This is a genomic window from Xanthomonas sp. NCPPB 4037 (assembly GCF_041475695.2).
Taxonomy (GTDB): Bacteria; Pseudomonadota; Gammaproteobacteria; order Xanthomonadales; family Xanthomonadaceae; genus Xanthomonas; species Xanthomonas campestris.
In genome coordinates this window covers 2,732,948-2,756,739 of sequence record NZ_CM191261.1, presented here as the reverse complement: position 1 = coordinate 2,756,739, position 23,792 = coordinate 2,732,948, and the positions used below count along the sequence as shown (strand labels likewise).

At 66.0% G+C, this 23,792-nt stretch carries 18 protein-coding genes and 4 tRNA genes; 4 read left to right on the top strand and 18 right to left on the bottom strand.

Annotated elements, in window-relative coordinates; translation table 11 throughout:
• Positions 1-300: 300 nt before the first annotated feature.
• On the top strand, positions 301-3,882 hold the full coding sequence (gene rne / locus ACCQ01_RS12350) for a ribonuclease E (RefSeq protein WP_228432740.1): 3,582 nt from the start codon (positions 301-303) through the stop codon (positions 3,880-3,882).
• Between the two features lie 566 nt (positions 3,883-4,448).
• Here rne and ACCQ01_RS12345 read toward each other — a convergent pair.
• The 3 genes from ACCQ01_RS12345 to ACCQ01_RS12335 all read right to left on the bottom strand — a co-directional run bounded on the left by ACCQ01_RS12345 (position 4,449) and on the right by ACCQ01_RS12335 (position 6,472).
• Entirely contained in the window at positions 4,449-5,096 is a 648-nt protein-coding gene (locus ACCQ01_RS12345; RefSeq protein WP_011037241.1) for a response regulator, read from the bottom strand.
• 215 nt (positions 5,097-5,311) lie between these two features.
• Positions 5,312-6,073, bottom strand: a complete 762-nt coding sequence (locus ACCQ01_RS12340; protein WP_115556127.1) for a sulfurtransferase — start codon at positions 6,071-6,073, stop codon at positions 5,312-5,314.
• Between the two features lie 33 nt (positions 6,074-6,106).
• Complete coding sequence (locus tag ACCQ01_RS12335) at positions 6,107-6,472, bottom strand: DUF6164 family protein (RefSeq protein WP_012438461.1); 366 nt, start codon at positions 6,470-6,472, stop codon at positions 6,107-6,109.
• 60 nt (positions 6,473-6,532) lie between these two features.
• Here ACCQ01_RS12335 and ACCQ01_RS12330 point away from each other — a divergent pair, with 60 nt between their 5' ends.
• Together ACCQ01_RS12330 and ACCQ01_RS12325 are read left to right on the top strand one after the other, a co-directional pair.
• Positions 6,533-6,964, top strand: a complete 432-nt coding sequence (locus tag ACCQ01_RS12330; protein WP_042595959.1) for an FKBP-type peptidyl-prolyl cis-trans isomerase — start codon at positions 6,533-6,535, stop codon at positions 6,962-6,964.
• Positions 6,965-6,975: 11 nt separating this feature from the next.
• A complete protein-coding gene (locus ACCQ01_RS12325; RefSeq protein WP_228432739.1) occupies positions 6,976-8,229 on the top strand; it encodes a TIGR03862 family flavoprotein in 1,254 nt (417 codons plus the stop codon).
• Here ACCQ01_RS12325 and ACCQ01_RS12320 read toward each other — a convergent pair.
• The gene (locus tag ACCQ01_RS12320; RefSeq protein ID WP_228432738.1) at positions 8,213-9,505 is read right to left on the bottom strand and encodes a nucleotide sugar dehydrogenase; all 1,293 of its coding nucleotides are present in this window, start codon (positions 9,503-9,505) and stop codon (positions 8,213-8,215) included. The genes ACCQ01_RS12325 and ACCQ01_RS12320 overlap by 17 nt on opposite strands.
• Before the next feature lie 139 nt (positions 9,506-9,644).
• Between ACCQ01_RS12320 and ACCQ01_RS12315 the strand changes: the two genes are divergently transcribed.
• Positions 9,645-9,728 (top strand) — tRNA-Leu (locus ACCQ01_RS12315).
• A gap of 18 nt (positions 9,729-9,746) precedes the next feature.
• Here the strand turns inward: ACCQ01_RS12315 and hemN are convergent.
• The 14 genes from hemN to ACCQ01_RS12245 form a co-directional block, all read right to left on the bottom strand.
• Complete coding sequence (hemN, locus tag ACCQ01_RS12310; protein WP_228432737.1) at positions 9,747-11,159, bottom strand: oxygen-independent coproporphyrinogen III oxidase; 1,413 nt, start codon at positions 11,157-11,159, stop codon at positions 9,747-9,749.
• 299 nt (positions 11,160-11,458) lie between these two features.
• Positions 11,459-11,534, bottom strand: a tRNA-Gly gene (locus tag ACCQ01_RS12305).
• Positions 11,535-11,614: 80 nt separating this feature from the next.
• Positions 11,615-11,688: transfer RNA gene (locus tag ACCQ01_RS12300), tRNA-Cys, on the bottom strand.
• 69 nt (positions 11,689-11,757) lie between these two features.
• Positions 11,758-11,833, bottom strand: a tRNA-Gly gene (locus tag ACCQ01_RS12295).
• Positions 11,834-11,869: 36 nt separating this feature from the next.
• Positions 11,870-12,502 (bottom strand): CDP-diacylglycerol--glycerol-3-phosphate 3-phosphatidyltransferase, encoded by a 633-nt coding sequence (gene pgsA, locus ACCQ01_RS12290; RefSeq protein ID WP_011037265.1) that lies wholly within the window; start codon positions 12,500-12,502, stop codon positions 11,870-11,872.
• The gene (gene uvrC, locus ACCQ01_RS12285) at positions 12,502-14,358 is read right to left on the bottom strand and encodes an excinuclease ABC subunit UvrC (RefSeq protein ID WP_011037266.1); all 1,857 of its coding nucleotides are present in this window, start codon (positions 14,356-14,358) and stop codon (positions 12,502-12,504) included. The genes pgsA and uvrC overlap by 1 nt, the downstream gene beginning before the upstream one ends.
• Positions 14,355-15,773 carry a hypothetical protein gene (locus ACCQ01_RS12280; RefSeq protein WP_228432736.1) on the bottom strand — a complete coding sequence of 473 codons (1,419 nt, stop codon included), beginning with the start codon at positions 15,771-15,773 and terminating at the stop codon, positions 14,355-14,357. The genes uvrC and ACCQ01_RS12280 overlap by 4 nt, the downstream gene beginning before the upstream one ends.
• A 23-nt stretch (positions 15,774-15,796) precedes the next feature.
• A complete protein-coding gene (locus ACCQ01_RS12275; RefSeq protein ID WP_228432735.1) occupies positions 15,797-16,261 on the bottom strand; it encodes a low molecular weight protein-tyrosine-phosphatase in 465 nt (154 codons plus the stop codon).
• Entirely contained in the window at positions 16,258-17,067 is an 810-nt protein-coding gene (gene kdsB / locus ACCQ01_RS12270; protein WP_228432734.1) for a 3-deoxy-manno-octulosonate cytidylyltransferase, read from the bottom strand. Before kdsB ends, ACCQ01_RS12275 begins: the two co-directional genes overlap by 4 nt.
• An 80-nt stretch (positions 17,068-17,147) precedes the next feature.
• Complete coding sequence (gene lpxK / locus ACCQ01_RS12265) at positions 17,148-18,203, bottom strand: tetraacyldisaccharide 4'-kinase (protein WP_076035714.1); 1,056 nt, start codon at positions 18,201-18,203, stop codon at positions 17,148-17,150.
• A complete protein-coding gene (gene msbA / locus ACCQ01_RS12260) occupies positions 18,200-19,969 on the bottom strand; it encodes a lipid A export permease/ATP-binding protein MsbA (RefSeq protein WP_228432733.1) in 1,770 nt (589 codons plus the stop codon). Before msbA ends, lpxK begins: the two co-directional genes overlap by 4 nt.
• A complete protein-coding gene (locus ACCQ01_RS12255) occupies positions 19,966-20,403 on the bottom strand; it encodes an ExbD/TolR family protein (RefSeq protein WP_019237622.1) in 438 nt (145 codons plus the stop codon). The genes msbA and ACCQ01_RS12255 overlap by 4 nt, the downstream gene beginning before the upstream one ends.
• Before the next feature lie 3 nt (positions 20,404-20,406).
• Positions 20,407-21,075, bottom strand: coding sequence for a MotA/TolQ/ExbB proton channel family protein (locus tag ACCQ01_RS12250; RefSeq protein WP_042599154.1), 669 nt, complete (start codon positions 21,073-21,075; stop codon positions 20,407-20,409).
• A 28-nt stretch (positions 21,076-21,103) separates the two neighbouring features.
• Complete coding sequence (locus ACCQ01_RS12245; protein ID WP_228432732.1) at positions 21,104-23,494, bottom strand: DNA internalization-related competence protein ComEC/Rec2; 2,391 nt, start codon at positions 23,492-23,494, stop codon at positions 21,104-21,106.
• Between the last annotated feature and the right edge of the window lie 298 nt (positions 23,495-23,792).

Genomic DNA, 23,792 nt, shown 5'->3' with positions numbered 1-23,792 from the left:
CGACCACCGCCCCCGGGGCGGCCATGTTAGCGGCTCACCGGCCTACCCGGCCATCGCCAGCGGTTTTTTGGCCGTTGCGCTGAACATGTCCCGTGCGCTGTCCCGGTTGTCCGGACGCAGCTGCCGGCCCTGAAACACCTATAAAAAACTTAAGAGAAGCGCTCCCGCGGCCTGCCGTGGTGTTGCAGCGCTGGAAACCCTAGCCAGGCCTGTCCGCGCGTTGCGCGAAAGGCCGGCGACCCGTTCCAGAGGCGAAACGTCACGGCGTTCCGCGCGGTAGAGCGCGCGAGGAACGCAACAATGAAGCGAATGCTGATCAACGCAACGCAGGCCGAAGAGCTGCGCGTGGCGATTGTGGACGGCCAGACCCTGTACGACATCGACATCGAACAGCCGTCCAAGGAACAGAAGAAGTCCAATATCTACAAGGGTCGCATCACGCGGCTCGAGCCCTCGCTGGAAGCGGCGTTCGTGGACTATGGCGCCGAGCGCCATGGCTTCCTGCCGCTGAAGGAAATCTCCCGCGATTACTTCCAGGCCGGTGTCGACCACAACAAGTCGACCATCCGTGAGCTGTTGCGTGAGGGCCAGGAAGTGGTGGTCCAGGTCGACAAGGAAGAGCGCGGCAACAAGGGCGCTGCCCTGACCACGTTCATCTCGCTGGCCGGCCGCTATATGGTGCTGATGCCGAATTCGCCGAGTGCCGGTGGCGTCTCGCGTCGGATCGAAGGCGAAGACCGTGCCGCACTGAAGGACGCGCTGGACAAGCTCGACATCCCAGACGACATGGGCGTGATCATCCGCACCGCCGGCGTTGGCCGCGATGCCGAAGAGCTGCAGTGGGATCTGGATTACCTGCTGCAGACCTGGAAGGCGATTGCCGAGGCCGCGCTGAGCAAGCCGGCGGCCTTCCTGATCTATCAGGAATCGCGCCTGATCATCCGCGCCCTGCGCGATTACCTGCGCGCCGACATCGGCGAAATCCTGGTCGATACGCCGGAGCTGTATGCCGACGCTCAGGAGTTCATGCAGCAGGTCATGCCGCAGAGCCTGCGCAAGCTCAAGCACTACACCGACGATATCCCGCTGTTCAACCGCTTCCAGATCGAGTCGCAGATCGAAGGCGCCTACGAGCGCAATGTGCGGCTGCCGTCGGGCGGCTCGATCGTGGTCGATCAGACCGAAGCGCTGACCGCCGTCGACGTCAACTCCTCGCGCGCCACCAAGGGCAGCGACATCGAGGAAACCGCATTCCAGACCAATCTGGAAGCGGCCGAAGAAGTGGCGCGCCAGTTGCGCCTGCGTGACCTCGGCGGTCTGGTGGTCATCGACTTCATCGACATGGCATCCACAAAGCACCAGCGCGAAGTGGAAAACAAGCTGCAGAACGCGCTCAAGTACGATCGTGCGCGCGTGCAGCTGGGCCGGATCTCGCGCTTCGGCCTGATGGAGATGAGCCGCCAGCGTCTGCGTCCGAGCCTGGGCGAGTCCAGCCAGATCGTGTGCCCCCGTTGCGACGGCCATGGCCGTATGCGCAGCGTGGAATCGCTGTCGCTGTCGATCATCCGCGTGGCCGAAGAGCACGCCATGAAGGAGAACACCGGGCAGGTGCTGGTCCAGGCTCCGGTGGAGATCGCCAATTACCTGCTCAACGAAAAGCGCAGCGCATTGCGCGAGATCGAGCAGCGCCATGAGTCGCCGATCATCATCGTGGCCGACGAGCAGCTGCATACCCCGCACTACGAAGTCACGCGCCTGCGCGAGAACGAGCTGGGCGAAGACAGCGGCAAGCCAAGCTATCAGCGCGGCACGCCGCGCAAGTTGCCGGTGCATGCGCTGACCAAGGCGCAGTTGAATATCCCGGTCGCGCCGGCGGTGACTTCGATCAAGCCGAGCCAACCGGCTCCGGTGCGTGAAGAGGCTCCTGCCCCGGTCGCCGCGGCCCCCGCCCCGGCGCCGGTGGTGGCACTGCCGCTCCCCGCGCCGGTCACCGGAGTGGTGGGCTGGCTGAAACGCATCTTCGGCGGTGTCGATGCCCCGGCCGCAACGCCGGAAGCGTCGCAGCAGCAGCGCCCGCGTCAGAACGACGCCGCGCGTGGCAACCGCAATGATCGCGGCGAGCGTGGCGGACAACGCCGCGATGGTCGCGATGCACGCAATGGCAATGGCGGTCAGCACCGCGGCAATGGCAATGGCAACGGCGCCAACAAGGAGCGCCGCGACGAACGTCGCCAGCCGACCGCGCCGCAAGCTGGCAGCCAGCCGCAGCAGCAAGTGCAAGTGGCCAAGCCAGCGCGCAACGAGCCGCAGGCGCCCAAGCAGCCGCAGCAGGGTCAGCAACCGAAGCAGCCAAAGCAGCAGCAAAACCAGCAGCCGCGTCCTCCGCGCCAGCAGGATGGTGCGTCGGCTGAAAAGCAGCAGCGTCCCGCACGCCAGGACGATGCAGCAGTGGCACAGGCCGTGACCGCGACTGCAGCGACCGCCACCACCGCAAGCGTGGCAGCGGCCATTGCCGATACCGCCGCGCCGGTGTCCAGGACAGTGCCAACGCACGAGACCGACGCCGCACATCCGGTCGACGTGACGGTGACGCCCGCCGCCTCCGAGGCAACTGCCGATGCCGCCGCCGAGGGCAATGCCCAGGACGCACCGGCAGGCGATGACGGCGCCAATGGCGAGGGCGGAAGCCGTCGCCGTCGCGGCCGTCGCGGTGGTCGCCGCCGTCGTCGTGGTGCAGGCGCCACGGGTGAAGGTGGGACCGGAGTGGATGGTCTTGAGTCCGATGATCTGGACGGTGATGCCGACGGTGATCTGGACAGCGACAACGACGATGCCGGTACGCCAGCACCGACGTCGTCCGCGCCACGCGCCGGGCAGCCCGAGTTCGACTTCGATGACGATGCCGGCAACCCGCCCGCTCGGGCCCAGGCAACGGTTGAGCGCAGCCCGGAGCAGCAGACGCCGGTGACGCCACGTCCGGTGCCGAAGGAGCGAGCCGAAACGCGGCCGCCAGCTGATACGACAGCGGCAGCTGCACCGTCGGTCGACAGCGCACCGACTACCCCGCAGCAGCCGGTGATCACCGCGCAGTCGGCACCGGTTGCCTCGCCCGAAACCGCCGTCTCGTCGCAGGCGGGATCCTCGCAGGCAGCATCGCAGGAACCCGCTGCAGCACCGCATGCCGCTTCCGCATCGACCGAGTCTGCGCCGGCACAGGAGCAGCAACGCGCTCCGGTGCAGGATGCCCCGCGCGTTGCTCCGGAAGCCGCGTCCCCGGCTCCGGCAGTGGTGCAAAGCGTTCGTCCTGAAGCGACTGCAGCCGTCTCCCCGGTGCAGCCTGCAGCATCGGCGCAGCCTGCCGCGACAGCGTCGGTTGAGCCGTCGCCTGCAGCGCAGGTCACGCCGGCGCCTGTTGCGCCGGCCGAAGCTGCCGTGGTCACGGTCACCGCACCGCATGCCGAACCGTCCAGCACTGCCGGCAAGGATGTGGATATCGCAGTGACCTCGACTGCCGCGGTTGCACAGCCGGCAACCGATACCGCGCCAGCGGCGCCGGCGCGCAAGCCCTACGCGCCTGTGCAGACCACCCTGCTCGATGCGTTGGCTCCGCAATCGCCGCAAGCGGCAGCTCCGCAGGCTCAGGTCGAGACTGCTCCGGCAGCCAAGGTAGCTGAGCACTCCACGCCGGCCGCTGCTGCGGCGCCTGTGGCTGCGCAGCAACCTGCAGAGGCACGGCAGCCGACGGTGGTCGTGTCGGAGGCGTCCAAGCCGGCAGCACCGTCTGTTGACGCTGCTGGTGCAGCGGACGACAAGGACGACACCGAGGCCGCAGCGTCGAAAGACGATGCCAACGATGCCAACAAGCCGCGTAGCGATCACTGATCGTTACGCGTGACTGACGCTGTCCTGGGCAACCCGGATGGTGGCGACGAGAAAGCGGCCTTCGGGCCGCCTTTTTTGTGTCATCAACTGACAGTCGCGAACTGCATGGAGTCTGCAGCTGCCTGGTACGCGAACTTCAAACGTCGACAGTTACTGCCCACTACCGCTTCGATCAGACCGCGCCTTGAGCGTGTAGAGACACAACGTCGCCGTTGCCACATCGAACAAACAGAAGTTCAGCGCTTTGATCAGATCGGCGAGTACCTGCATCGTCACCACATCGGTGAGCAGTCGCTCCGCGGATTTACAGCCCTGCGCGTCTCCCGATCTCAGACGCTGATAGCCCAAAGGACGACAGCGCTACAGGACGCTAAGCGCAGAGCACAACCACCGCTCTACCACTCGCACCAGCACAGGAACACGCCAGCCCATCTATTCAATGACCGACTATGGACACGCATGTTCCAACGCAACGCGACCACCTAAGTGACGCGCCACGAACTGCCTCTCGATTGATCGGCCAGACACCGCCGACGACACCACATCGCCTCAGCGGCGGCATGCGTTCACAGCGTGCGTGCGGGATCGGTCAGGCCGTACTGATTGGCCAGGCGCGCCAGGGCGATGTTGTCCTGGATGCCGACCTTTTCGAACAGGCGCGCCTTGTGGGTGTTGATGGTCTTGGCGCTGAGATTCAGGCGCTTGGCGATGTCTTCCTGACGTAGACCCTGCGTCAGCAGCAGCGCGACCTCAAGCTCACGTGGCGACAGCGCATCGAAGGGCGAACCGCCACCTTCCAGGTTGGACAGCGCAAGGTTCTGCGCGATGGTGTTGCCGAGATAACGACGGCCCAGCGCCACTTCACGCACGGCGCGCAGCAACTCGTGCGCGTCGCCGCCCTTGCCGACATAGCCGGACGCGCCGGCTTCGAGCAACCGCTTGGGCAGCGGGCCATCTTCCAGCACCGACACGATGATGACCCGCGTGCCGTAGTCGCCTTTGACGATGCGCTCGGTGATCTCCAGCCCGCTGACTCCCGGCAGGTGCAGATCGCATAACACGATGCCCGGTTTGAGCTGGCGAATCTGCGGCAGCGCCGCTTCCCCACTCTCTGCTTCGCCCACCACTTCGATGTCCACTTCCTTGGACAGGATCATCTTCATGCCGGTACGCACGAGTGCATGATCGTCGATCAGAAAAACTCTGATTGTCATCCGTGTAGTCCTCGCTGTGCGGCTGGCTGGTGCAGCCTAGCTCCGTGAATAATTCAGGGCAAGCTCGATGCGACGTATTACGTGGAAGTTAGACGCGTGTACTGCGCCAGATCCCGGCGAACCCGCGCTCAACGCGTGCTGCGCCGCACTCCACGTGACCAGCATCGTGCCGCGACGCACGCGTTGCAGACATCGGGCAATACAGTCGTGCCCGGTCAGATTTTCCCTGCGTCTGCGCACGCTGCGCCATCAACTAACGGACGGAGTTCGGCATCAAGGGCCACGCGCTCATCGAACACGAAACACCGCCCGTCGTAGCCCTCACCACCGACATCCTCGAAGTAACCCAGGATGCCGCCTTCCAGCTGCAGCACGTTGTCCATGCCTTCGGCATGCATCCACAGCGCAGCCTTTTCGCAGCGGATGCCGCCGGTGCAGAAGCTCACCACCGTGGCATCGGCGAGCGCTGCACGGTGCGGCTGCAATGCCTCGGGCAGTTCGGTGAACTTGTCGATCGGCAACGTGAGTGCGCCCTGGAACGTGCCATACGCCACTTCCTGGGCATTGCGGGTATCCAGCAGCACCAGCGGGCGGCCGTGATCGTCGTGCCCCTGCTGCATCCATTTCCGTAGCACTGCAGGCGCGACCGACGGCGCGCGGCCTTGCAGCGGCGAGGCATCATCGCGGCGGAAGCTGATGATTTCCGGCTTGACCTTGACCTTGAGCCGCGCGAACGGTTGCTCGGCGCTATGGCTGTATTTCACGCGCATCTGTGCAAAGCGCGCATCTGCATGCAGCCAGGCATAGAAGCCTGCGATCTGCTCGGCATCGCCGGCCAGAAACAGGTTGATGCCTTCTTCGGCCACCAGTACCGAACCCTTCAGCGCACGCTGCTGGGCGCGCTCCAGCACGCTGTCCGCCAGTTGTTGCGGGTCGTGGATCGGGGCGAACTGATAGGCAGCGGTATTGGTGATCATGGCGCTATTTTAAGCCCGATCCGCTGCGGCGGGTTATCCGCGCAACAGCAGGAACGGCAGCAACACCAGCGAGGCGATCACCAACATGCCGACCAGGGTGGCCAGCACGAACAATGGCCGTCGACGCAACAACGCGCCAAAGGTTTCCGCGGTCCCCGACGCCAGCGCCTGCTGCCGCTGCGCACGCGCATCGGCGCCGCGCCGGGCCTGGTACGCATCCATCAGTGCCTTGGCACGTGGATAGTCGGCATCCTCGCTAAGCCAGATGCCGCCCGCGGAAATGCCCCAATTGCTGGGGCGCGTTTCGTAGGTCTGCACCAGGTTGTCGCGCATCAGTGCCCGCACGTCGTCGGCTTCGTCGTCGGGGACATTGCGTAGGTTGAGCAGCAGTTTCGCCATGACGCGATGATAGCGGGAGCCAGGTGCGATAATGCGCGCCTCACTCCTGTGGATCACGCCATGCGCCTCTTTTTGACGCTTTGCGCCGCCCTGTCGCTGGCGAGCTGCGCCCCTGCCCTGCCCCCGTCCGGTGGCACCATCGCCGCGTTCGAGAGGATCGATCGCACCGTCGGCACTGGCGCCGAAGCCACGCCCAATGCGTTGGTCACCGTGCACTACACCGGCTGGCTATACGACGAGAAGGCGGCCGACAAACACGGCAAAAAGTTTGACAGCTCGCTGGATCGCGCCGAGCCGTTCCAGTTCGTGCTGGGTGGCCGCCAGGTCATCCGCGGCTGGGATGAGGGTGTGGCCGGCATGCGCGTCGGCGGCAAGCGGACCTTGATGATCCCGCCGGAATTCGGTTACGGCGACAAAGGTGCCGGTGGGGTCATTCCGCCGGGCGCCTCGCTGGTGTTCGACGTCGAACTGCTTGGCGTGCAGCCGCGCTGAGCACGCACCTCATGACTGATGGAAACACACCGCGGCTCGCGGTGATTGGTGGCGGCCCGGCCGGCCTGATGGCGGCCGAGGTCGCGCGCGCCGCCGGGCTTGCAGTGGATCTTTATGAAGCGAAGGGGTCGGTCGGGCGCAAGTTCCTGATCGCCGGCAAGGGCGGCTTGAACCTGACCCACTCCGATCCGCCGCCTGTCTTCGCACAGCGCTATCGCGAACGCAGCACCGAGGTTGGGCACTGGCTGCAGGCGTTCGACGCCGAGGCACTGCGTGCGTGGGCGCGCAACCTGGACGTGGAGACCTACGTTGGAAGTTCTGGCCGCGTATTTCCGATGGACCGCAAGGCCGCTCCACTGCTGCGCGGCTGGGTGCGACGACTCAAAGAACAGGGTGTGAGTTTCCATGTGCAGCATCGTTGGCTTGGCTGGGATGACGGTGGTGCGCTGCGCTTCGCCACACCAACCGGCGAGCAGGCATTCGCGGCCGATGCGGTGATCCTGGCGCTGGGTGGTGGCAGCTGGCCGCAGCTGGGATCGGATGGGCAATGGACACCCCTCCTGGAGCAGCGCGACATCGCGGTGGCGCCACTGCAGCCGGCCAATTGCGGCTTCGATATCGCATGGACGCCGCATTTCGTGCAGCGCCACGCCGGTGCGCCACTGAAGGCGGTGGTTGCGCAGTGGCAAGGGCGCGATGGTGCGACACAGGCGCTGCAGGGCGAATGCGTGATCACCGCAACGGGGATCGAAGGCAGCCTGATCTATGCGCTGTCGGCGGACCTGCGCACGCAGATCCAGACACACGGCACGGCGACGCTCTGGCTCGACCTGGTACCCGGCCGCACGCTGGAGCGGCTGCAGGCGGATCTGCAAAAGCCGCGCAACGGGCGCAGTTTTAGCGAGCACCTCCGCCGCCAGACCGGCATCGATGGCGTCAAGACCGCGCTGCTGTTCGAACACTTGGGCAGGCAGGCCGGCGATGACCTCACGCGCGTCGCCCAGACGCTCAAACAGCTACCGCTGCGTTTGCTGCGGCCACGGCCGTTGGCGGAAGCGATCAGCACGGCCGGCGGCGTACGTCTGGAGGCACTGGATGCGCAGCTGATGGCGCGTGCGCAACCGGGGGTGTTCTGCGCCGGCGAAATGCTCGACTGGGAAGCCCCGACCGGCGGTTATCTGCTGACAGCGTGCTTTGCCAGCGGCCTGCGCGCGGCGCAGGGCGCGGTGCAGTGGCTGCAACGCGGCGCTACAGCCGAGCGTTGACCGACGCGCGCGGCCACACCGATTTGACGTCATAGAACACCGCGCCCGGCTTGCCGAGTGCGGCGATGCGCTGCGCATCGTAGTCGCGGTACTGCGCGTGCGCCACCGCCAAAACCACGGCATCGTAGGCGCCCTCTTCCGGCATCTCGCACAGCTGCACACCGCCGTGGCGCAGCGCGTCTTCGGGATCGGCCCACGGGTCGCAGGTATCGACCTGCGCGCCGGCGGCCTGCAGCAGCTGCACCAGTTCCAGGGCACGACTGTTGCGCAGATCCGGGCAGTTCTCCTTGAAGGTGGCGCCGAGCACCAGCACCCGCGCCTGCGGTGGCGCAATCCCTTGCGCCGCGAGCAAGCTGCAGACGCGCTCTGCCACGTGACGGCCAACGCGATTGTTCACCTGCCGCGCGGTGTGGATCAGATCCGGGTGGTAACCCACGCTCTCGGATTTGTGCAGCAGGTAATACGGGTCCACACCGATGCAATGCCCGCCGACCAGACCGGGCCGGAATGGCAGGAAATTCCACTTGGTGCCGGCGGCTTCGAGCACATCGAGCGTGTCGATGCCGAGCTTGTCGAAGATCAGCGCCAGCTCGTTGACCAGCGCAATGTTGACGTCGCGCTGGATGTTCTCAACCACCTTGGCCGCTTCGGCCACGCGGATCGATCCGGCGCGCCACGTGCCGGCCGTGATGATGCTGGCGTAGAGCGCATCCACCGCGTCGGCAGCGTCGGGTGTGGAGCCGGAGGTGATCTTGCGGATGTCGCGCAGACGCCGCTGGCGATCGCCGGGATTGACGCGCTCGGGGCTGTAGCCACAGAAGAAATCGTGGTTGAAGCGCAGCCCGGAGCCTGCTTCGAGCAAGGGCACGCACACTTCTTCAGTGGTTCCCGGATAAACCGTGGATTCGTAGATCACCAGATCGCCGGGCTTGAGTGCAGCAGCGATCAAGGCAGTGGCGCTACGCAATGGCTCCAGATCCGGTTGCTCGAAGCTGTCGATCGGCGTCGGCACGGTCACGATGAAGATCGTGCAGCCCGCAAGTTCTGCAGCGTCGGCGGTGTAGCGCAACTGCCCTGCAGCGGCGAGTTCCGCATCGTCCAGTTCCAGCGTGGCATCGTGGCCCTGCTGCAACTGCGCCACGCGCTGCGCATCGATATCGAAGCCCAGCGTGTCGCGCTGCTCACCGAACGCGACGGCCAGCGGCAGGCCGACGTAGCCCAGGCCGATGACGGCGATGCGCGCCTGAAGCGGGTCGAACGGCGGGGTGCGGGACATGCGGTTCCTTCGATCATGCGCGGCACGGCACCGCGCGCCAGTGCGGCGGCAGCATAGCGCAGCCGGCAACCGCCCGGTCAGCCGCTCTGCACGCGATGGAGATTCACAATCGCCCCGCAATCAGGCACGCTATCGGTCTGCCCGGGTGGCGAAATTGGTAGACGCAAGGGACTTAAAATCCCTCAGCCGCAAGGCTATGCGGGTTCGACCCCCGCCCCGGGCACACCTATCGCACGCTCCATCAGATCGCTTTCGAGTAGCGCACGGCCTGCTCCACAGGTTGCAGATAGCGGTCAAAGCACATGGCAGCCAGGCGGACCAGCGGCCACCCTGTTGCGGTGACATCAACGCACAGGCCGCGCACCTCCACCAGGCCATCGGCGGCAAGCACCTCCAGCGCAGCCAACGCGTCATCGAAGCATTGCCGCGCATCGCACTGATGGCGTTGCGCCACGGCAGCCAGATCCACATGTCCGCAGCACAGTAAGGCCTGGATGACCTCCGCACGCAGCAGGTCGTCTGCACTCAGTTGCATCCCGCGGCACACGGGCAACGCACCGCGATCGACCGCTGCTTCCCACGCAGCCAGTTCGCGTGGATTCTGGCTGTAGCTATCGCCAACATGGCTAATCGCACTCACGCCCAAGCCGATCAGATCGGTATCGGCATGCGTGGTGTAGCCCATGAAATTGCGCTGCAGATCGCCGCGCCGTTGCGCGATCGCCAGGTCTTCGCTGGGAAGCGCGAAGTGATCCATGCCGATGTACTGGTAGCCCGCCGCCGACAACGTATGTACGGCGAGCCCGAGCAGCGCGAGCCTGTCCTGCGCGAAAGGCAACTCCTGCACATCGATCTGCCGCTGCGCCTTGAACACGTGCGGCAGGTGTGCATACCCATAGATCGCCAGCCGGTCTGGTCGCGCCGCCAATACGCGGTCCAGCGTGCGCGCGAAGCCCGCCTGCGTCTGCCGCGGCAAACCGTAGACCAGATCCACGTTCACCGAGGCGATACCTGCTTGCCGACATGCAGCGATGAGTTCCAATGTCTCCTGCTCGCCCTGACGGCGATTGATCGCTGCCTGCACGTCCGGATCGAGATCCTGGATACCTAAGCTGACCCGGGTGAATCCGATTTGCGCCAACGTGGCAATGTCGTCAGGTTGAACAGCCCGAGGATCCAGTTCGATCGAGATGTCGCGACCGGGATCGATACTGAAACGAAAGATGCGACGCAGGCCATCGAGCAAGTCGCCAAGCAGCGCAGGCGAGAGAAAATTGGGCGTCCCGCCACCGAGATGCAGTTGCACGACCGTTCGACCGCGCTCCAGATGCTCGGCGACGCTGGTCGCCTCGCGGAGCAGCCGCGCGACATAGGCCTGCCCCTTGCTCGCGTCGCGCGTGATGATCCGATTGCAGCCGCAGTAGAAACAGGGACTGCTGCAAAACGGCACATGCACGTACAGCGATAAGGCGCGCCCAGGGCGCTGCTCCTGCGCGCGCAAGAACGCCGCCTGCAACTCCGTGGCACCAAACCCGGGCTGGAAGTGCGGCGCAGTGGGATAGGAGGTGTAGCGCGGGCCTGGGCGGTCGTAGCGTTGCAACAACGCTTGATCGAAGTTCCAACGGGCATGCGCGGCAGCGATATCGGGTTCCATGCGCGCAGCCTGCCGTACCTACGACAGAGGCGCCTTGATCAGAATCAATCTGCCATCACGTGGCGCAGGGAGTGGCACGCCTGCTGAAATCACATTCGCCCTGCAGCGCTGTCAGCGTGTGGTGCAGCCAGCTTGCATGGCAACTGGCCCATCGCTCATACGTTGCCAGTGCGCAGCGCAGTAAATTTTAGATCCCCAGCGCGAAATTGCCCGGCCATCGCTGCGCGACGTGCAGCTCATCCACGCCACGTGCAACCCAAATAAAAAAGCCATGGACCGTAAAGTCCATGGCTTGAATTTGGAGCGGGAAACGAGACTCGAACTCGCGACCTCAACCTTGGCAAGGTTGCGCTCTACCAACTGAGCTATTCCCGCGTGGAGCGATATTCTACAGCTTGTCACCGTTTTGCGCTAGCCCTATCGCCGCGTTGGAGGCAGGGAAAACACACACGATGTGGAGGCCTGGGCCGGAATTGAACCGGCGTACGCGGATTTGCAGTCCGCTGCATAACCACTCTACCACCAGGCCGAAACATCAAACCCAAGGCATCCTGCCCTGAAACAACACGACCCCGCGCATGGGGCCGCGTTTACATCTTGGAGCGGGAAACGAGACTCGAACTCGCGACCTCAACCTTGGCAAGGTTGCGCTCTACCAACTGAGCTATTCCCGCTTGGGAGGCGAAATTTTACAGTGAACGGGATAGCTGTCAACTGTTGCTTTCGACTTTTTTCGGTTTGTTGGTAATCGCGGCCTTTTCATCGGCACGCAAACTTGGCCATGCGGCCTGCAGATACTGGAAACCCGACCACAACGTCAGCAATGCGGCGATTGCCAGGGTCCAATATCCCGCCTGGAAGATCAGGTTGCCCAGCCAGATTTCATGCGTGGGCATCTGCCCCGGCGTGACCGAATACAGCAAACAGAGCAACGCAACCATCTGTGCGGTGGTCTTGACCTTGCCGATCATCGCCACGCGCACCTTGGCACGCTGCCCGATCTCGGCCATCCACTCGCGCAATGCAGACACCGCGATTTCGCGCCCCACGATGACCGCCGCCCAGAACGCCATCCACGGCGTGGGATGCCCTTGCACGATGAGGAACAACGCCACGGCGACCATCAACTTGTCGGCCACCGGGTCCAAAAATGCGCCAAACGCCGAATACTGGTGATAACGCCGCGCGACCCAGCCATCCAGCCAGTCGGTGATGGCGGCCAGGGCAAACACACCGGCCGAGGCGAAATTGGTCCACTTGTACGGCAGGTAGAACACCACGACCAACACCGGGATCATCACGATCCTCAGCAGTGTCAGCCACGTGGGGATGGTCAACTTCATTACGGACTCGACTCGCCTGCCGCATCGGGGAGCGCCAGCCCGTGCAGGTTAGCGTAGATTCGCGCGGCGAGTGCGGCATTGACCCCCTCCACCCGCGCAATCTCCGCTTCGCCGGCCGCCTTGAGACCGACCAGGCCGCCGAAATGCTTGAGCAGGCTGGCGCGTCGGCGTGGCCCGATGCCGGGAATATCTTCCAGCTTGCTGGTCATGCGTGCTTTCTGGCGGCGTCCACGGTGGCCGGTGATGGCAAAACGGTGCGCTTCGTCGCGAACCTGCTGAATGAATTGCAGTGCGGGCGATGCGGCGCCGGGGCGCAGCTCGCGGCCATCGGCCAGGATCAACGCTTCGTGCCCTGCCCTGCGCTCCTCGCCCTTGGCCACGCCGACCAGCAACACATTCTCGATGCCTAGGTCGGCCAATGCGGCCTGGGCCTGCGCCAACTGGCCGGCGCCGCCATCGATCAGCAACACGTCGGGCAGCACGCCGTTTTCTTCCACCGCGCGACGGAACCGGCGCTCGATCGCCTGGCGCATGGCGGCGTAGTCGTCGCCGGGGGTGATGCCGGAAATGTTGAAGCGCCGGTACTGCCCGCGCACCGGGCCGCTGGCATCGAAGACCACGCACGAGGCCACCGTGGCTTCGCCCATGGTGTGGCTGATGTCGAAGCATTCCACACGCTTGACCTGCTCGGCCAGGCCAAGCATTTCGCGCAAGGCTTCGCTGCGCGCGTGCTGCGCGCTCTGGCTGGTGAGTTCGGTGACCAGGGTCAGCTGTGCGTTGCGGCTGGCCAGCAACAGGTAGCCGGCGCGTTCGCCACGCACGTTCCACTTCAGCGCAACCTTGTGTTCGGCTGCGGCACTCAATGCTGCCTCGATCAGCTCGGCGTCGGGGATCTCGCGGTCCAGCAGGATTTCGCGCGGCGGTGCATGTTCGGCGTAGTACTGCGACACGAACGCGGCCAGGATCTCCTCGGCGCTGTCTTCGCCGTTGGTCTTGGGAAAGAACGAACGCGTGCCCAGGTTGCGCCCGTCGCGGAAACTGAGCAGCAGCACGCAGGCCTGGCTGGACTGTGTGGCGCACGCCAGCACGTCCAGATCGGCGGCGCGCCCGTCCACGTACTGGCGGTTCTGCATGCTGCGCAGCGAGGAAAGCAGATCGCGCAGACGGGCGGCACGCTCGAATTCGAGCGCCTCGCTGGCCTGCTGCATTGAATGCATGATTTCTTCGCCGAGCTGGTCGCTCTTGCCTTCCAGGAACATGGTGGCGCGACGCACCGCTTCTTGGTAATCCTGCGCCGCCACCAGATCCACACACGGCGCACTGCAGCGCCCGATCTGGTACTGCAGGCACGGCCGCGAGCGATTGCGGAACACGCTGTCCTCGCAGCTGCGCAGCTTGAACAACTTGTGCATCAGGTTGAGCGTTTCGCGTACGGCGGTGACGCCGGCATACGGGCCGAAGTAGCGCCCATTCACCGCGCGCGGACCACGGTGCAGCGCAATGCGCGGCCAGTCTTCGCGGGTCAGCAACACGTAGGGATAGCTTTTGTCGTCGCGCAGAGACACGTTGTAGCGCGGCGACAACGACTTGATCAGCTGGTTTTCCAGCAGCAGCGCTTCGGCCTCGCTGCGGGTGACGGTCACGTCCATGCGCGCGACCTGCGACAGCATCGAAGTCAGGCGTGCGTTCTTGGGCGTGCCGTTGAAATAGCTGCCCACGCGCTTGCGCAACGCGCCGGCCTTGCCGACATACAGCAGGCTGTCGTCGGCCGCGTACATGCGGTAGACACCGGGTGCGGTGCTCAAGCGGGCGGCGAAGGCCTTCCCGTCGAAATCAGCTTGTGGCCTTGCGCTCATTCGTCTATCGAAACATCACTCAATGCGCCTGTTGCCAGGTCGTAACGCAGCACGGCGTGCGCGTCGGTTTCGGCGATCCACACCGCGCCGCCGGCAACGGCCAGCCCGGCCGGGCCATGTAGGCGCCGCGGCAGGGCGACCGTGGTCAGCTCGCCGCCGCCCAGGCGCAGGCAGCGCAGCCGACCATTGCCGGTGTCGGCCACCCACAGCATCGGCGAATCGGCGGCCAGCGCGATTGCCTGCGGAAACTGCAGGCGTGCGGTACTGCGTGGGCCATCGTCTTCACCGAACTGCCAGGTGCCCTGCCCACCAACCAGGGTCTGCACCAGGTCGCCACGCAATTGCATGGTGCGGATCGACGACCCCAGCCCATCGCAGACGTAAGCCACCTGCTGGACCGCGGCCAGGCCTGCCGGCTGTGCGAAAGCAGCGAGATGGCCGCTGCCGTCGCGGATTTCAAGGGAGCCGGTGCCGGCGCGCGCGCTCAGCGCGGCGCGGCCCAGGTGATAGCTCCAGATGCGGTTGTCGCCGGCCATCGCGATCAACAGCTGGTTATCGGCAACCGCAAGCCCTTGCGGGTAGTTCAGCGGCGACGCGCCCGTACTGGCGAGCGGGCCTTCGATCGGCTCGCCGCTGCGCCCGGTGCCGCACAAGGTGTCGACCTGGCCGCTGCGCAGGTTGATCCGCCGCAAGGCATGGTTGCCCGTATCCGCCACATAGAGTTCTTCGCGCTCGAGCGCCAGGCCCTGCGGGCGTCGAAATGCCGCTTCGCCCACGCCGCCATCGATGAGGTCGGCATTGCCGTGGCCGAACTGACGCAGCACGCGGCCGCTGTGGGTGCATTCGAGAATGCGGTGGTGCCCGGTGTCGGCGATATACAGCCGGTCTTCGGTCGCTGCCAGGCCGGTGGGGAAGCGCAACGCCAGGCGCGGCTCAGGATTGCGCTCAGCCAAGCCATGCAGATCGGCATCGGACGGCGGCTGCTGGCCTTCGCACAACGCGGCCAGTGCCTTGTCGAGATCGCCGGTGACACCGACCAGCCGCTGCCGCTCGCGGCCATAGGCGTCGAGCAACACCAGGGTGGGCCAGGATTCGATCCCGAAACGGCGCCAGGTTTCCCAGTCCTTGTCGAGCAGGATCGGCGCACTGACGCCATGCCCACGCAACTGCTTGAGCGAGCGCTGCGGCATGCGTTCGCTATCGAAGCGCGGCACCTGCACCACGATCACCTGCAGCCGGCCGGGGCTGCGCGCCTGCCAGTGCGCAAGCTCGGCCAGCCGCTCGGCGCACCACACCGAGCTGGCATTGACGAACGCCAGCACGAGCGCGCGGCCGCGATGCTCCTGCAAGGTGGAGGGCCTGGCGTTGAGCCATGTGGGAAATTCCGGCAGTTCCTGGGTGAGCTGGGCAGTCATGCCGTGATTATGCCCAAGCCCGGTCAGCCGCGGGTGAGTCTGGCCACGGTCTGGCGTGCGGCGGTATCGACCAGCCGCCAGGCCAGTTCGAACTCCTGCTTGCCGCCGGTGTACGGGTCGGGGATATCGCTGCGCTCGTCCACGCCGGCCCACGGCAACCACAGCGCAACCTTGTCGCGCAGCGATGCGGGTGCAAGCCGCTGCAGATCGCGCAGATTGCTGGCGTCCGCACACAGCAGCCAATCGAAGCGTTCGAAATCGGCCAGCTGCACCTGACGCGCGCGCAATCCGGAGATGTCCACATCGTGACCGCGTACGCAGCGGATGGCACGCGCATCCGGTGGTTCACCGGCATGCCAATCGCCGGTGCCGGCCGAATCCACTTCCACGCGGCGTGCCAGCGGCGAGGCGTCCAGACGCGCGCGCAAGGCGCCCTCGCCCATCGGCGAGCGACAGATATTGCCCAGGCAGACGACCAACAGCCTCATGCAGACGCCAATTGCGCTTGCGCGCGCTGCAGGTCTTCCGGCGTATCGATGCCGGGTGGGAACTGCTCAGGCGTCAGCGCCACCGCGATGCGGTAGCCGGCTTCCAGCACACGCAACTGCTCCAGCGATTCGATGCGCTCCAGCGTGCCCGGCGGCATGGCCGCGAACTGCTGCAGAAACCCGGCGCGGTAGGCGTAGATGCCGATATGCCGCAGCCAGTGATTGCCGGCCGGTACCGCATCGCGCTGGCTAGCAAAACTGTCGCGATGCCACGGAATCGGCGCACGGCTGAAGTACAACGCATCGCCATGGGTATTGCGCACCAGCTTCACGACGTTGGGATCAAACAGGTCGTGCGCGCTGTCCACCGGCGCGGCGAGCGTGGCCATCTCCGCGCCGGTGCGCTGCAGCACCTGGGCCACTGCACGAATGCCGGCAGCCGGTGCGAACGGTTCGTCGCCCTGCAGGTTCACCACGCAGGTGGCCGCATCCCAGCCGGCAATCCGCGCGCACTCGGCCAGCCGGTCGGTGCCGGACAGATGCACGCTGCTGGTCATCGCCACGCGCACGCCGGCCAGGCCCTGGATGGCCTCGGCAATGCGCGCGTCGTCGGTGGCCACCCACACCTCGCGAGCACCGGCTGCCAGCGCACGCTCGGCCACGTGCTGGATCATGGGGCGATCGCCGATCAGCTGCAGCGGCTTGCCGGGCAACCGGGTGGAGGCATAGCGCGCCGGGACGGCCACCACGAAGGCGCTGGACGCGTCGTCCGACGCGATGGGAGACGCTGCAGAAACTGATTGCACGGTGTCCTCGCTGGTTGGAAAGGATGGAGGCTGCATCGACCGGCCGTTATCTCGCTGCCGCAGAGGCGCGGCCGACGCCGTCAGGCATCGGAATGGCGGCTGGCCAGTTTGTCCAGGCGATCGAGCAGACTCACCCAGAAGGCCGCCGGCAGCTCCGCCTTCAGCGGCACGCTGTACAGCCACTCGTCGGCGAAGGGCCGGCACTTCACCGCGTCCTTTTCGGTCATCAGCACCGGCAGGCGGCTGCCGAAGCTGAAGTCCTGCGCACGGTAGACATGATGATCGGGAAACGCATGCGGCACCACGCCGATGCCGCGTGCACGCAGCATCGCGAAGAACCGCTCCGGGTGCGCAATCCCGGCCACGGCATGCACGCGTTGCCCAGCCAGCGAGGCAAGTGGCCGTGCACGTTTGCCATCCATGGGCTGCACGCTGTCGATGCTCAGACGCATCTGCCATTCGCCGAACCCGGCATCGGTATCGGCCACTGGCGTGGCGACCGCCGGTACTACTGCATCGCTGCCCTGGCCCAGATTCACCACGCGGAAATCGCACTCGCGCGCACGCGCTGCGGGTTCGCGCAATGGCCCGGCGGGCAACATGCGTCCGTTGCCATAACGACGCTGGCCGTCGACGACTTCAATTTCGACATCGCGGGCCAGCCGGTAATGCTGCAGCCCGTCGTCGCACACGATGATGTCGCAGCCGGCCTCGACCAGGGCGCGCGCCGCGGCAAGCCGATCGGTATCCACGCGCACGCGCGCGCCGGTTTTCCAGGCGATCAGCACCGGTTCGTCGCCGCCGAGCGCTACTGGCGTGTCCGCATCGACCCAGCGCGCAGTCCCGGCGTCATCGCGGCCATAACCACGGCTGGCGACACCCGGGGTCCAGCCGGCCTGCTGCAGCCGGCTGACCAGGGTAATGGTGAGTGGCGTCTTGCCGGTGCCGCCGGCGGTGACATTGCCGATCACCACCACCGGGACCGGCACGCCATGGCGCTTCAACCAGCCGCGCCGATACAGGCTGCGGCGCACTGCGGTGACCGCGCCATACACCGGCGCAAGCATGCGGGCCGGCAGCGGGATGGGCGTGTTGTCGTACCAGTAGCCCGGCGTGCGGGCGCCGCGCTTGCTCATGCCTGACGTTCGCGAAACTGCATGCCATGCAGGTGCGAGTACAGCCCGCCCAGCGCGAGCAGTTCCTGATGCGTACCGCGCTCGACGATGCGGCCCTGGTCCATCACCAGCACCTGGTCGGCATGCTCGATCGTCGACAACCGATGCGCGATCACCAAGGTGGTGCGGTCCGGCATCAACTTGTGCAAGGCATCCTGCACCAGACGCTCGGATTCGTTGTCGAGTGCGGCGGTCGCCTCGTCCAGGATCAGGATGGGCGCGTCCTTGAGCATTGCGCGTGCGATCGCCAGACGCTGGCGCTGGCCGCCGGACAGGCGCCCGCCCTTGGTACCCACGTGCGACTGCAGGCCCTCCGGCAGCTGCGCGACAAACTCCATCGCATTCGCACCCTGGATGGCGCGCTCCAGTTGCCGGGCATCGCACTGGCGCATTTCGCCGTACGCCACGTTCTCGGCGATGCTGCCATCGAACAGCATCACCTGTTGGCCAACCAGGGCAATCTGGCGGCGCAGATCGGCCAATGCATAGGCCTGCACTGGGTGACCGTCGAGCAGGATCTGCCCGGACTCGGCCTCGTAAAAGCGTGGAATCAGCTTGATCAGGCTGGATTTGCCGCTGCCGGAGCGGCCGACGATCGCCGTGACGGTGCCCGGCTGTGCAACGAAGCTGACATCGGCCAACGCAGGATTGGCCTGCCCCGGATAGCGCGCGGTGACATCGCGGAATTCGATCAAACCCTTGGCGCGCGTCAACGGCACCTGGCCCTGGTCGGGCTCGCCAGGACTATCTAGCACCGAAAACAGGCGTTCGGCAGACGCCAGGCCGCGCTGCACCATGTTCTGCACATTGGTGAGCTGCTTGAGTCCCGGAATGATCGTCAGCATCGAGGTCATCAACACCACGAAATCGCCGGCCGTCAGGCGCCCGGCCAATGCCTGCGCGCCCGCCACGAACAGCAGCGCGGACAGACCGATGGCACCGATCATCTGCACGGTGGCGGTGGAAATGCCGCGCGTGGATTCGACCTTCATGGCCAGCCTGAGATTGCGGTCGGCCAGACCCGAGTAGCGCTCCATCTCGCTCTGCTGCGCGCCGTAGATCTTGACCTCCTGATGGCTGGACAAGGTCTGGTCGGCGGCCTGCAACAGATGCGCGCCACTCTCCTGGATGCTGTGACTGATCCGCCGATAACGGCGCGCCACCTTGTCCATCACCCAGGCCAGCACCGGCGCCAGCACCAGAATGGTGAGCGTGACCTGCCAGCTGTGCCACAGCATCAGCGCCAACGCGCCGATCACCTGCAGCGACTGCTGGATCATCACCTTGACGGCGTCCACAGCGGCCTGCGCGACCTGATCCGAGTCCGAGCCGAGGCGGATCAGCATCGAGGGCACCGGTTCGGAGTCGAAGCGCGAGCCCGGCAGGCGCAGATACTTGGACATGACCTTGACGCGCAGATCGCGCGCGATGCTGCGCGCCGACTTGCCCATCGCCATGTCGGTGATGTAACCAGCCGCACCGCGGATCACGAACAGCAGGATGATCTGCACCGGCAGCCAGCGGCTGACTTCGGCGTTCTTGTAAATGAAGGTCTCGTCGGTGATCGGCTTCATCAAGGCCAGAAAGCCGGTGGTCCCGGCGGCCTCGATCAATGCGGCGATCAACGCGGCCACCAACAGCAGCCGGTACGGTTTTGCGAATGCCAGCAGACGCCGATAGGTCTGCCAGGACGACACCTGCGGCACGTTCTCGTTGATGGTCTTCACTGCCGCGTTCCGTTCTTGCCCGCTTCCGGCGCCGTAGCAATCGCGATGCGGCGGAAACCGAGTTGGCCCAGCGCGTCCTGCGCTGTCACCACCGCTTGATACGGCGTGCGCGCGTCGGCACGCATCAGCACGGTCTGCTCGCGGTCATCGCCGGCAACCTGGGCGATGGTCTGCTTGAGCGAATCCACATCCGACCGCAGCACTTCCTGGTCGTTGATGAAATAGCGTCCATCGGCATTGACCAGCACGCTCAGCGAACGCGGCGGCGCGCTGGTGTTCTGGTCGCTGGCAGTGGGCAACTGCAGTTGCAGGGTGGAGCGGGCGTCGAAGGTCGTTGTTACCACGAAGAAAATGATGAGGACGAGGATGACGTCAATCAATGGCACCAGGTCGATCTGTGGCTCGTCCTGGCTTCGGTCACTGCCGATGCGCATCCGTCAGCCCTTCGCCATGGCGGGGTTGCCGGCCGGCACGGGCGCCGCAGCTGCGGTGCCGCCTGGCACGGGGCGGCCTTCCATCGTGTCCAGCAGCAAGGTCGCTTCCTGCTCCATCTCGATGATGTAGCCAGCAATACGCCCCTTGAAAAACCGGTGCGCCATCAACGATGGCACCGCGATGATCATACCGGTCGCCGTGCACACCAGCGCCTTGCCGATACCGCCGGCCAGCTGGTTCACGTCACCCACGCCGTGATCGAGAATGCCCAGAAACATCTGGATCATGCCGACCACGGTGCCCAGCAGGCCGAGCAGCGGCCCCGCCGAGGCGATCGTGCCCAATGCATTCAGATAGCGCTCCATGCGATGCACCACATGGCGGCCGGTGTCTTCGATGCGCTCACGAATCAGGTCACGGCTACGCCCACGCACATCCAGCGCGGCTGCCAGCAAGGCGCCCAGCGGCGAATTGCGGCGCAGCGACTCGATATGGGTGGGGTCCAGCTTGCCCCGCGCGGCCCAGTTGCGGACTTCCTCGCCCAGACCCGGCGGACTCACCTCGTTGCGGCGCAGGGTCCACAGACGTTCCAGCACGATCGCCAGCGCGATCACGCCCAACAACAGCAACGGCACCATCGGCCAACCGCCTGCCTTGACCAGCTCCAACACGATTCGATTCCTCCGGCAACGCGGCCGCCTATTCGCTGGCCGATAGGATAGCAGCCGACCGCCGCCGTTCCGCAGCATCCCAGAGCCGTGGCTGCCAGCGGCGACGCTCGCGGACCTGCAGCCCCCCGCGGCCCAGCCAGACCCGCACCGCACCGGTCTCGGCGGTATCCAGCACCTCGGCACCGGCGCCCTGCCAGCGCTGCACGGTGTCTGCGCGTGGGTGGCCGAAACGATTGCCATGCCCGGAGGACACCAGCGCAAGCCGCGCCGCGGTGGCCGCCACGAAGCCGGCATGCGAGCCATCGGCGCTGCCGTGATGCGGCACCACCACCACATCGGCGCGCAGCTGCGATTGCCCTGCATGCAGCAGGCGGTGTTCGACGATGCTGTCGATGTCGCCTGGCAGCAGCGCACGCCCGTAGCGCGTCTCCACCAGCAGCACGCAGCTGGACTGGTTGCGCAGGTAGGGAAAGCCCGCAGTGGGATGCAGGAAACGGAACCGGACGCCCTCCCACTCCCAGCGCTGCCCGGCCTGGCAGCGGCGGCGCACATCCAGCGGCGCGCCAGGTGGCGCAAGGGTATCGGCCACCGGCAATCCGGCGCGCACCGCAGCGTAGCCGCCGGCGTGATCGGCATCGGCGTGGCTGAGCACGATGGCGTCCAGCCGCCGGAGCCCCAACGCCCGCAATGCCGGCAGCACCACCCGCTCGCCGGCGTCGAATCCATCGCGGACCGCCGGGCCGGTATCGAACAGCAAGGCGTGCCGCTGGGTCCGCACCAGCACTGCCAGACCCTGCCCGACATCGAGCACCTGCAGATCGGCCTCACCGGCTTCGGGCAGGGCACGGTCCGGCCACAGCAGCGGCAGCCACAACAGCAACGCCACTGACTTGGCCGGCGTTCCCCGAGGCATCAGCAGCCAGAATGCGCCGATCAGCGCGGCGACGAGCGCAATGGCGTCGGATTCGGGCACCCACCACAACGCCACCTGGGTGCGCCCAAGCCAGACGAATGCGGGCCAGGTCAGCTCGAAACACCAGCCGGCCAGTTGCCAGGCCCAGACGCCCGCACCGGTCCAGGCCGCTTCCAGCGCGGTGCCAAGCAAGGCCAGAGGCACCACCACGAAGGTCCACCACGGGATCGCAACCAGATTGGCCAGCGGCCCCACCAGCGACGCCTGCCCGAACAAGCTGACCGTCAACGGCAACAGGCCAATGGTCGCCACCGCCTGCGCCGACAGAAATCCGCGCAGCATCGAACGATCGTCAACCGGCAGGCACCACACCAGCCACGCAACCCCGGCGAAGCTGAGCCAGAAGCCGGCCACCAACACGCTCAACGGGTCCCACAGCAGCACCGCCAACATTGCCAGCGCCAGGATATGCGCAGTGCTGGCGCGGCGACGCAGCCCACGGGCCAGCGCCACCACCGCGATCATCAACACCGTGCGCACCGTTGGTAGCGCAAGGCCGGCGAGCACTGCATAGCAGGAGGCGCCAAGCAACGCCGCCACCGCAGCGGCATGCAGCCGTGGCACGCGCGTTCCCAGGCCAGGCAAGAGGCGCCACACCCCAGTGATCAGCAGCGCGCAGAACGCGGCGACCAGGCCAACATGGAAGCCGGAGATCGCAATCAGGTGACTCAGCCCGGTCGCACGCAAGGTCGCCCACGCGGCATCGTCGAGCCCGCGGGTGTCGCCCAAGGCCAAGGCACGCAAGTAAGGCGACGCCGGCCCGGAGATGGTGTGCGCGATGCGCGCCGACATGCGCTCGCGCCATGCATCCACGCCACTGGCCGGCGCCACCTGTCTGGCCGCAGCGGGCATGCGCACATAGCCGGTTGCAGCAATGCGTTGCGCCAGCGCCTGTCGCTCGGCGTCGAACCCACCCGGATTGCGCAGACCGCGCGGGGCACGCAGCTTCAGGCGCAGCTGCCAGGTGGCGCCGGCCGTCAACGCGGCGCGTGGGCCGATGGTGTCTGCACCAAAGTCTTCGTACCAGCTCACCTGCAGGAGTGCGCCACGCAGCGCTTGCGGCTGCGCCGGGTCATCAGCCAGGCGCAGCTGGAAACGCGTGCGGCGTGGCTCGGCGATGGGCAGGCCCACCACTCTGCCCTGCACCACCCATTCGCGCGCTTCATCGGCCGGCAGTAGCTGCGCCCGCAGCACTCCAGCCGCTTGCCAGCCCATCAGCCCAAATCCTGCCACGCACACCGCGCTAAGCAACAACCAGCGCCGCGGCCACCCGCGCAGCGCGGCAAGGCCGACTGCGCCAATGAGCAGGCAACTACCGTAGACCGTGTGCGACAGTGCCGCCGGTGACCAGGCACATGCCACCACGCCCAGCAGCAACGCGGCTGCGACCGCCACGGTGGCGCCAGCGAGTGGCCTCACCGCATGCGTTGCATCGTCCATGTCCATTGCCCGCGCGTTGCCGATCCATCGCTCAACGTAACGATCGTCTGCCACGACGGGCAGCAGAGTTCAGCGTGTTGCCGGGTAGGAAGATGGCGCGAGAGCTTGCAGGCAAAGCAACCGCTCGAAGCGTTGCATCACAGCCTTCGCTTCCGCATTTGAGCCGATGCACGCGGCCAAGCGCAGGTGAGCAGGACCGCGGATGCTTCCAGCGACCCGCCTCACGCTGCCGCCGCTGGCGCCTCGACCGTCCACACGCGCCGAAACCCGCCACGCGGCACGCCGCGCACAAACGCGGCACAGC

What these genes read in the sequence shown, in the direction of transcription:
- rne (WP_228432740.1), top strand. Translation starts at nt 301, where the DNA reads ATGAAGCGAATGCTGATCAACGCAACGCAGGCCGAAGAGCTGCGCGTG.
- ACCQ01_RS12345 (WP_011037241.1), bottom strand. Translation starts at nt 5,096, where the DNA reads ATGACAATCAGAGTTTTTCTGATCGACGATCATGCACTCGTGCGTACC.
- ACCQ01_RS12340 (WP_115556127.1), bottom strand. Translation starts at nt 6,073, where the DNA reads ATGATCACCAATACCGCTGCCTATCAGTTCGCCCCGATCCACGACCCG.
- ACCQ01_RS12335 (WP_012438461.1), bottom strand. Translation starts at nt 6,472, where the DNA reads ATGGCGAAACTGCTGCTCAACCTACGCAATGTCCCCGACGACGAAGCC.
- ACCQ01_RS12330 (WP_042595959.1), top strand. Translation starts at nt 6,533, where the DNA reads ATGCGCCTCTTTTTGACGCTTTGCGCCGCCCTGTCGCTGGCGAGCTGC.
- ACCQ01_RS12325 (WP_228432739.1), top strand. Translation starts at nt 6,976, where the DNA reads ATGACTGATGGAAACACACCGCGGCTCGCGGTGATTGGTGGCGGCCCG.
- ACCQ01_RS12320 (WP_228432738.1), bottom strand. Translation starts at nt 9,505, where the DNA reads ATGTCCCGCACCCCGCCGTTCGACCCGCTTCAGGCGCGCATCGCCGTC.
- hemN (WP_228432737.1), bottom strand. Translation starts at nt 11,159, where the DNA reads ATGGAACCCGATATCGCTGCCGCGCATGCCCGTTGGAACTTCGATCAA.
- pgsA (WP_011037265.1), bottom strand. Translation starts at nt 12,502, where the DNA reads ATGAAGTTGACCATCCCCACGTGGCTGACACTGCTGAGGATCGTGATG.
- uvrC (WP_011037266.1), bottom strand. Translation starts at nt 14,358, where the DNA reads ATGAGCGCAAGGCCACAAGCTGATTTCGACGGGAAGGCCTTCGCCGCC.
- ACCQ01_RS12280 (WP_228432736.1), bottom strand. Translation starts at nt 15,773, where the DNA reads ATGACTGCCCAGCTCACCCAGGAACTGCCGGAATTTCCCACATGGCTC.
- ACCQ01_RS12275 (WP_228432735.1), bottom strand. Translation starts at nt 16,261, where the DNA reads ATGAGGCTGTTGGTCGTCTGCCTGGGCAATATCTGTCGCTCGCCGATG.
- lpxK (WP_076035714.1), bottom strand. Translation starts at nt 18,203, where the DNA reads ATGAGCAAGCGCGGCGCCCGCACGCCGGGCTACTGGTACGACAACACG.
- ACCQ01_RS12255 (WP_019237622.1), bottom strand. Translation starts at nt 20,403, where the DNA reads ATGCGCATCGGCAGTGACCGAAGCCAGGACGAGCCACAGATCGACCTG.
- ACCQ01_RS12245 (WP_228432732.1), bottom strand. Translation starts at nt 23,494, where the DNA reads ATGGACATGGACGATGCAACGCATGCGGTGAGGCCACTCGCTGGCGCC.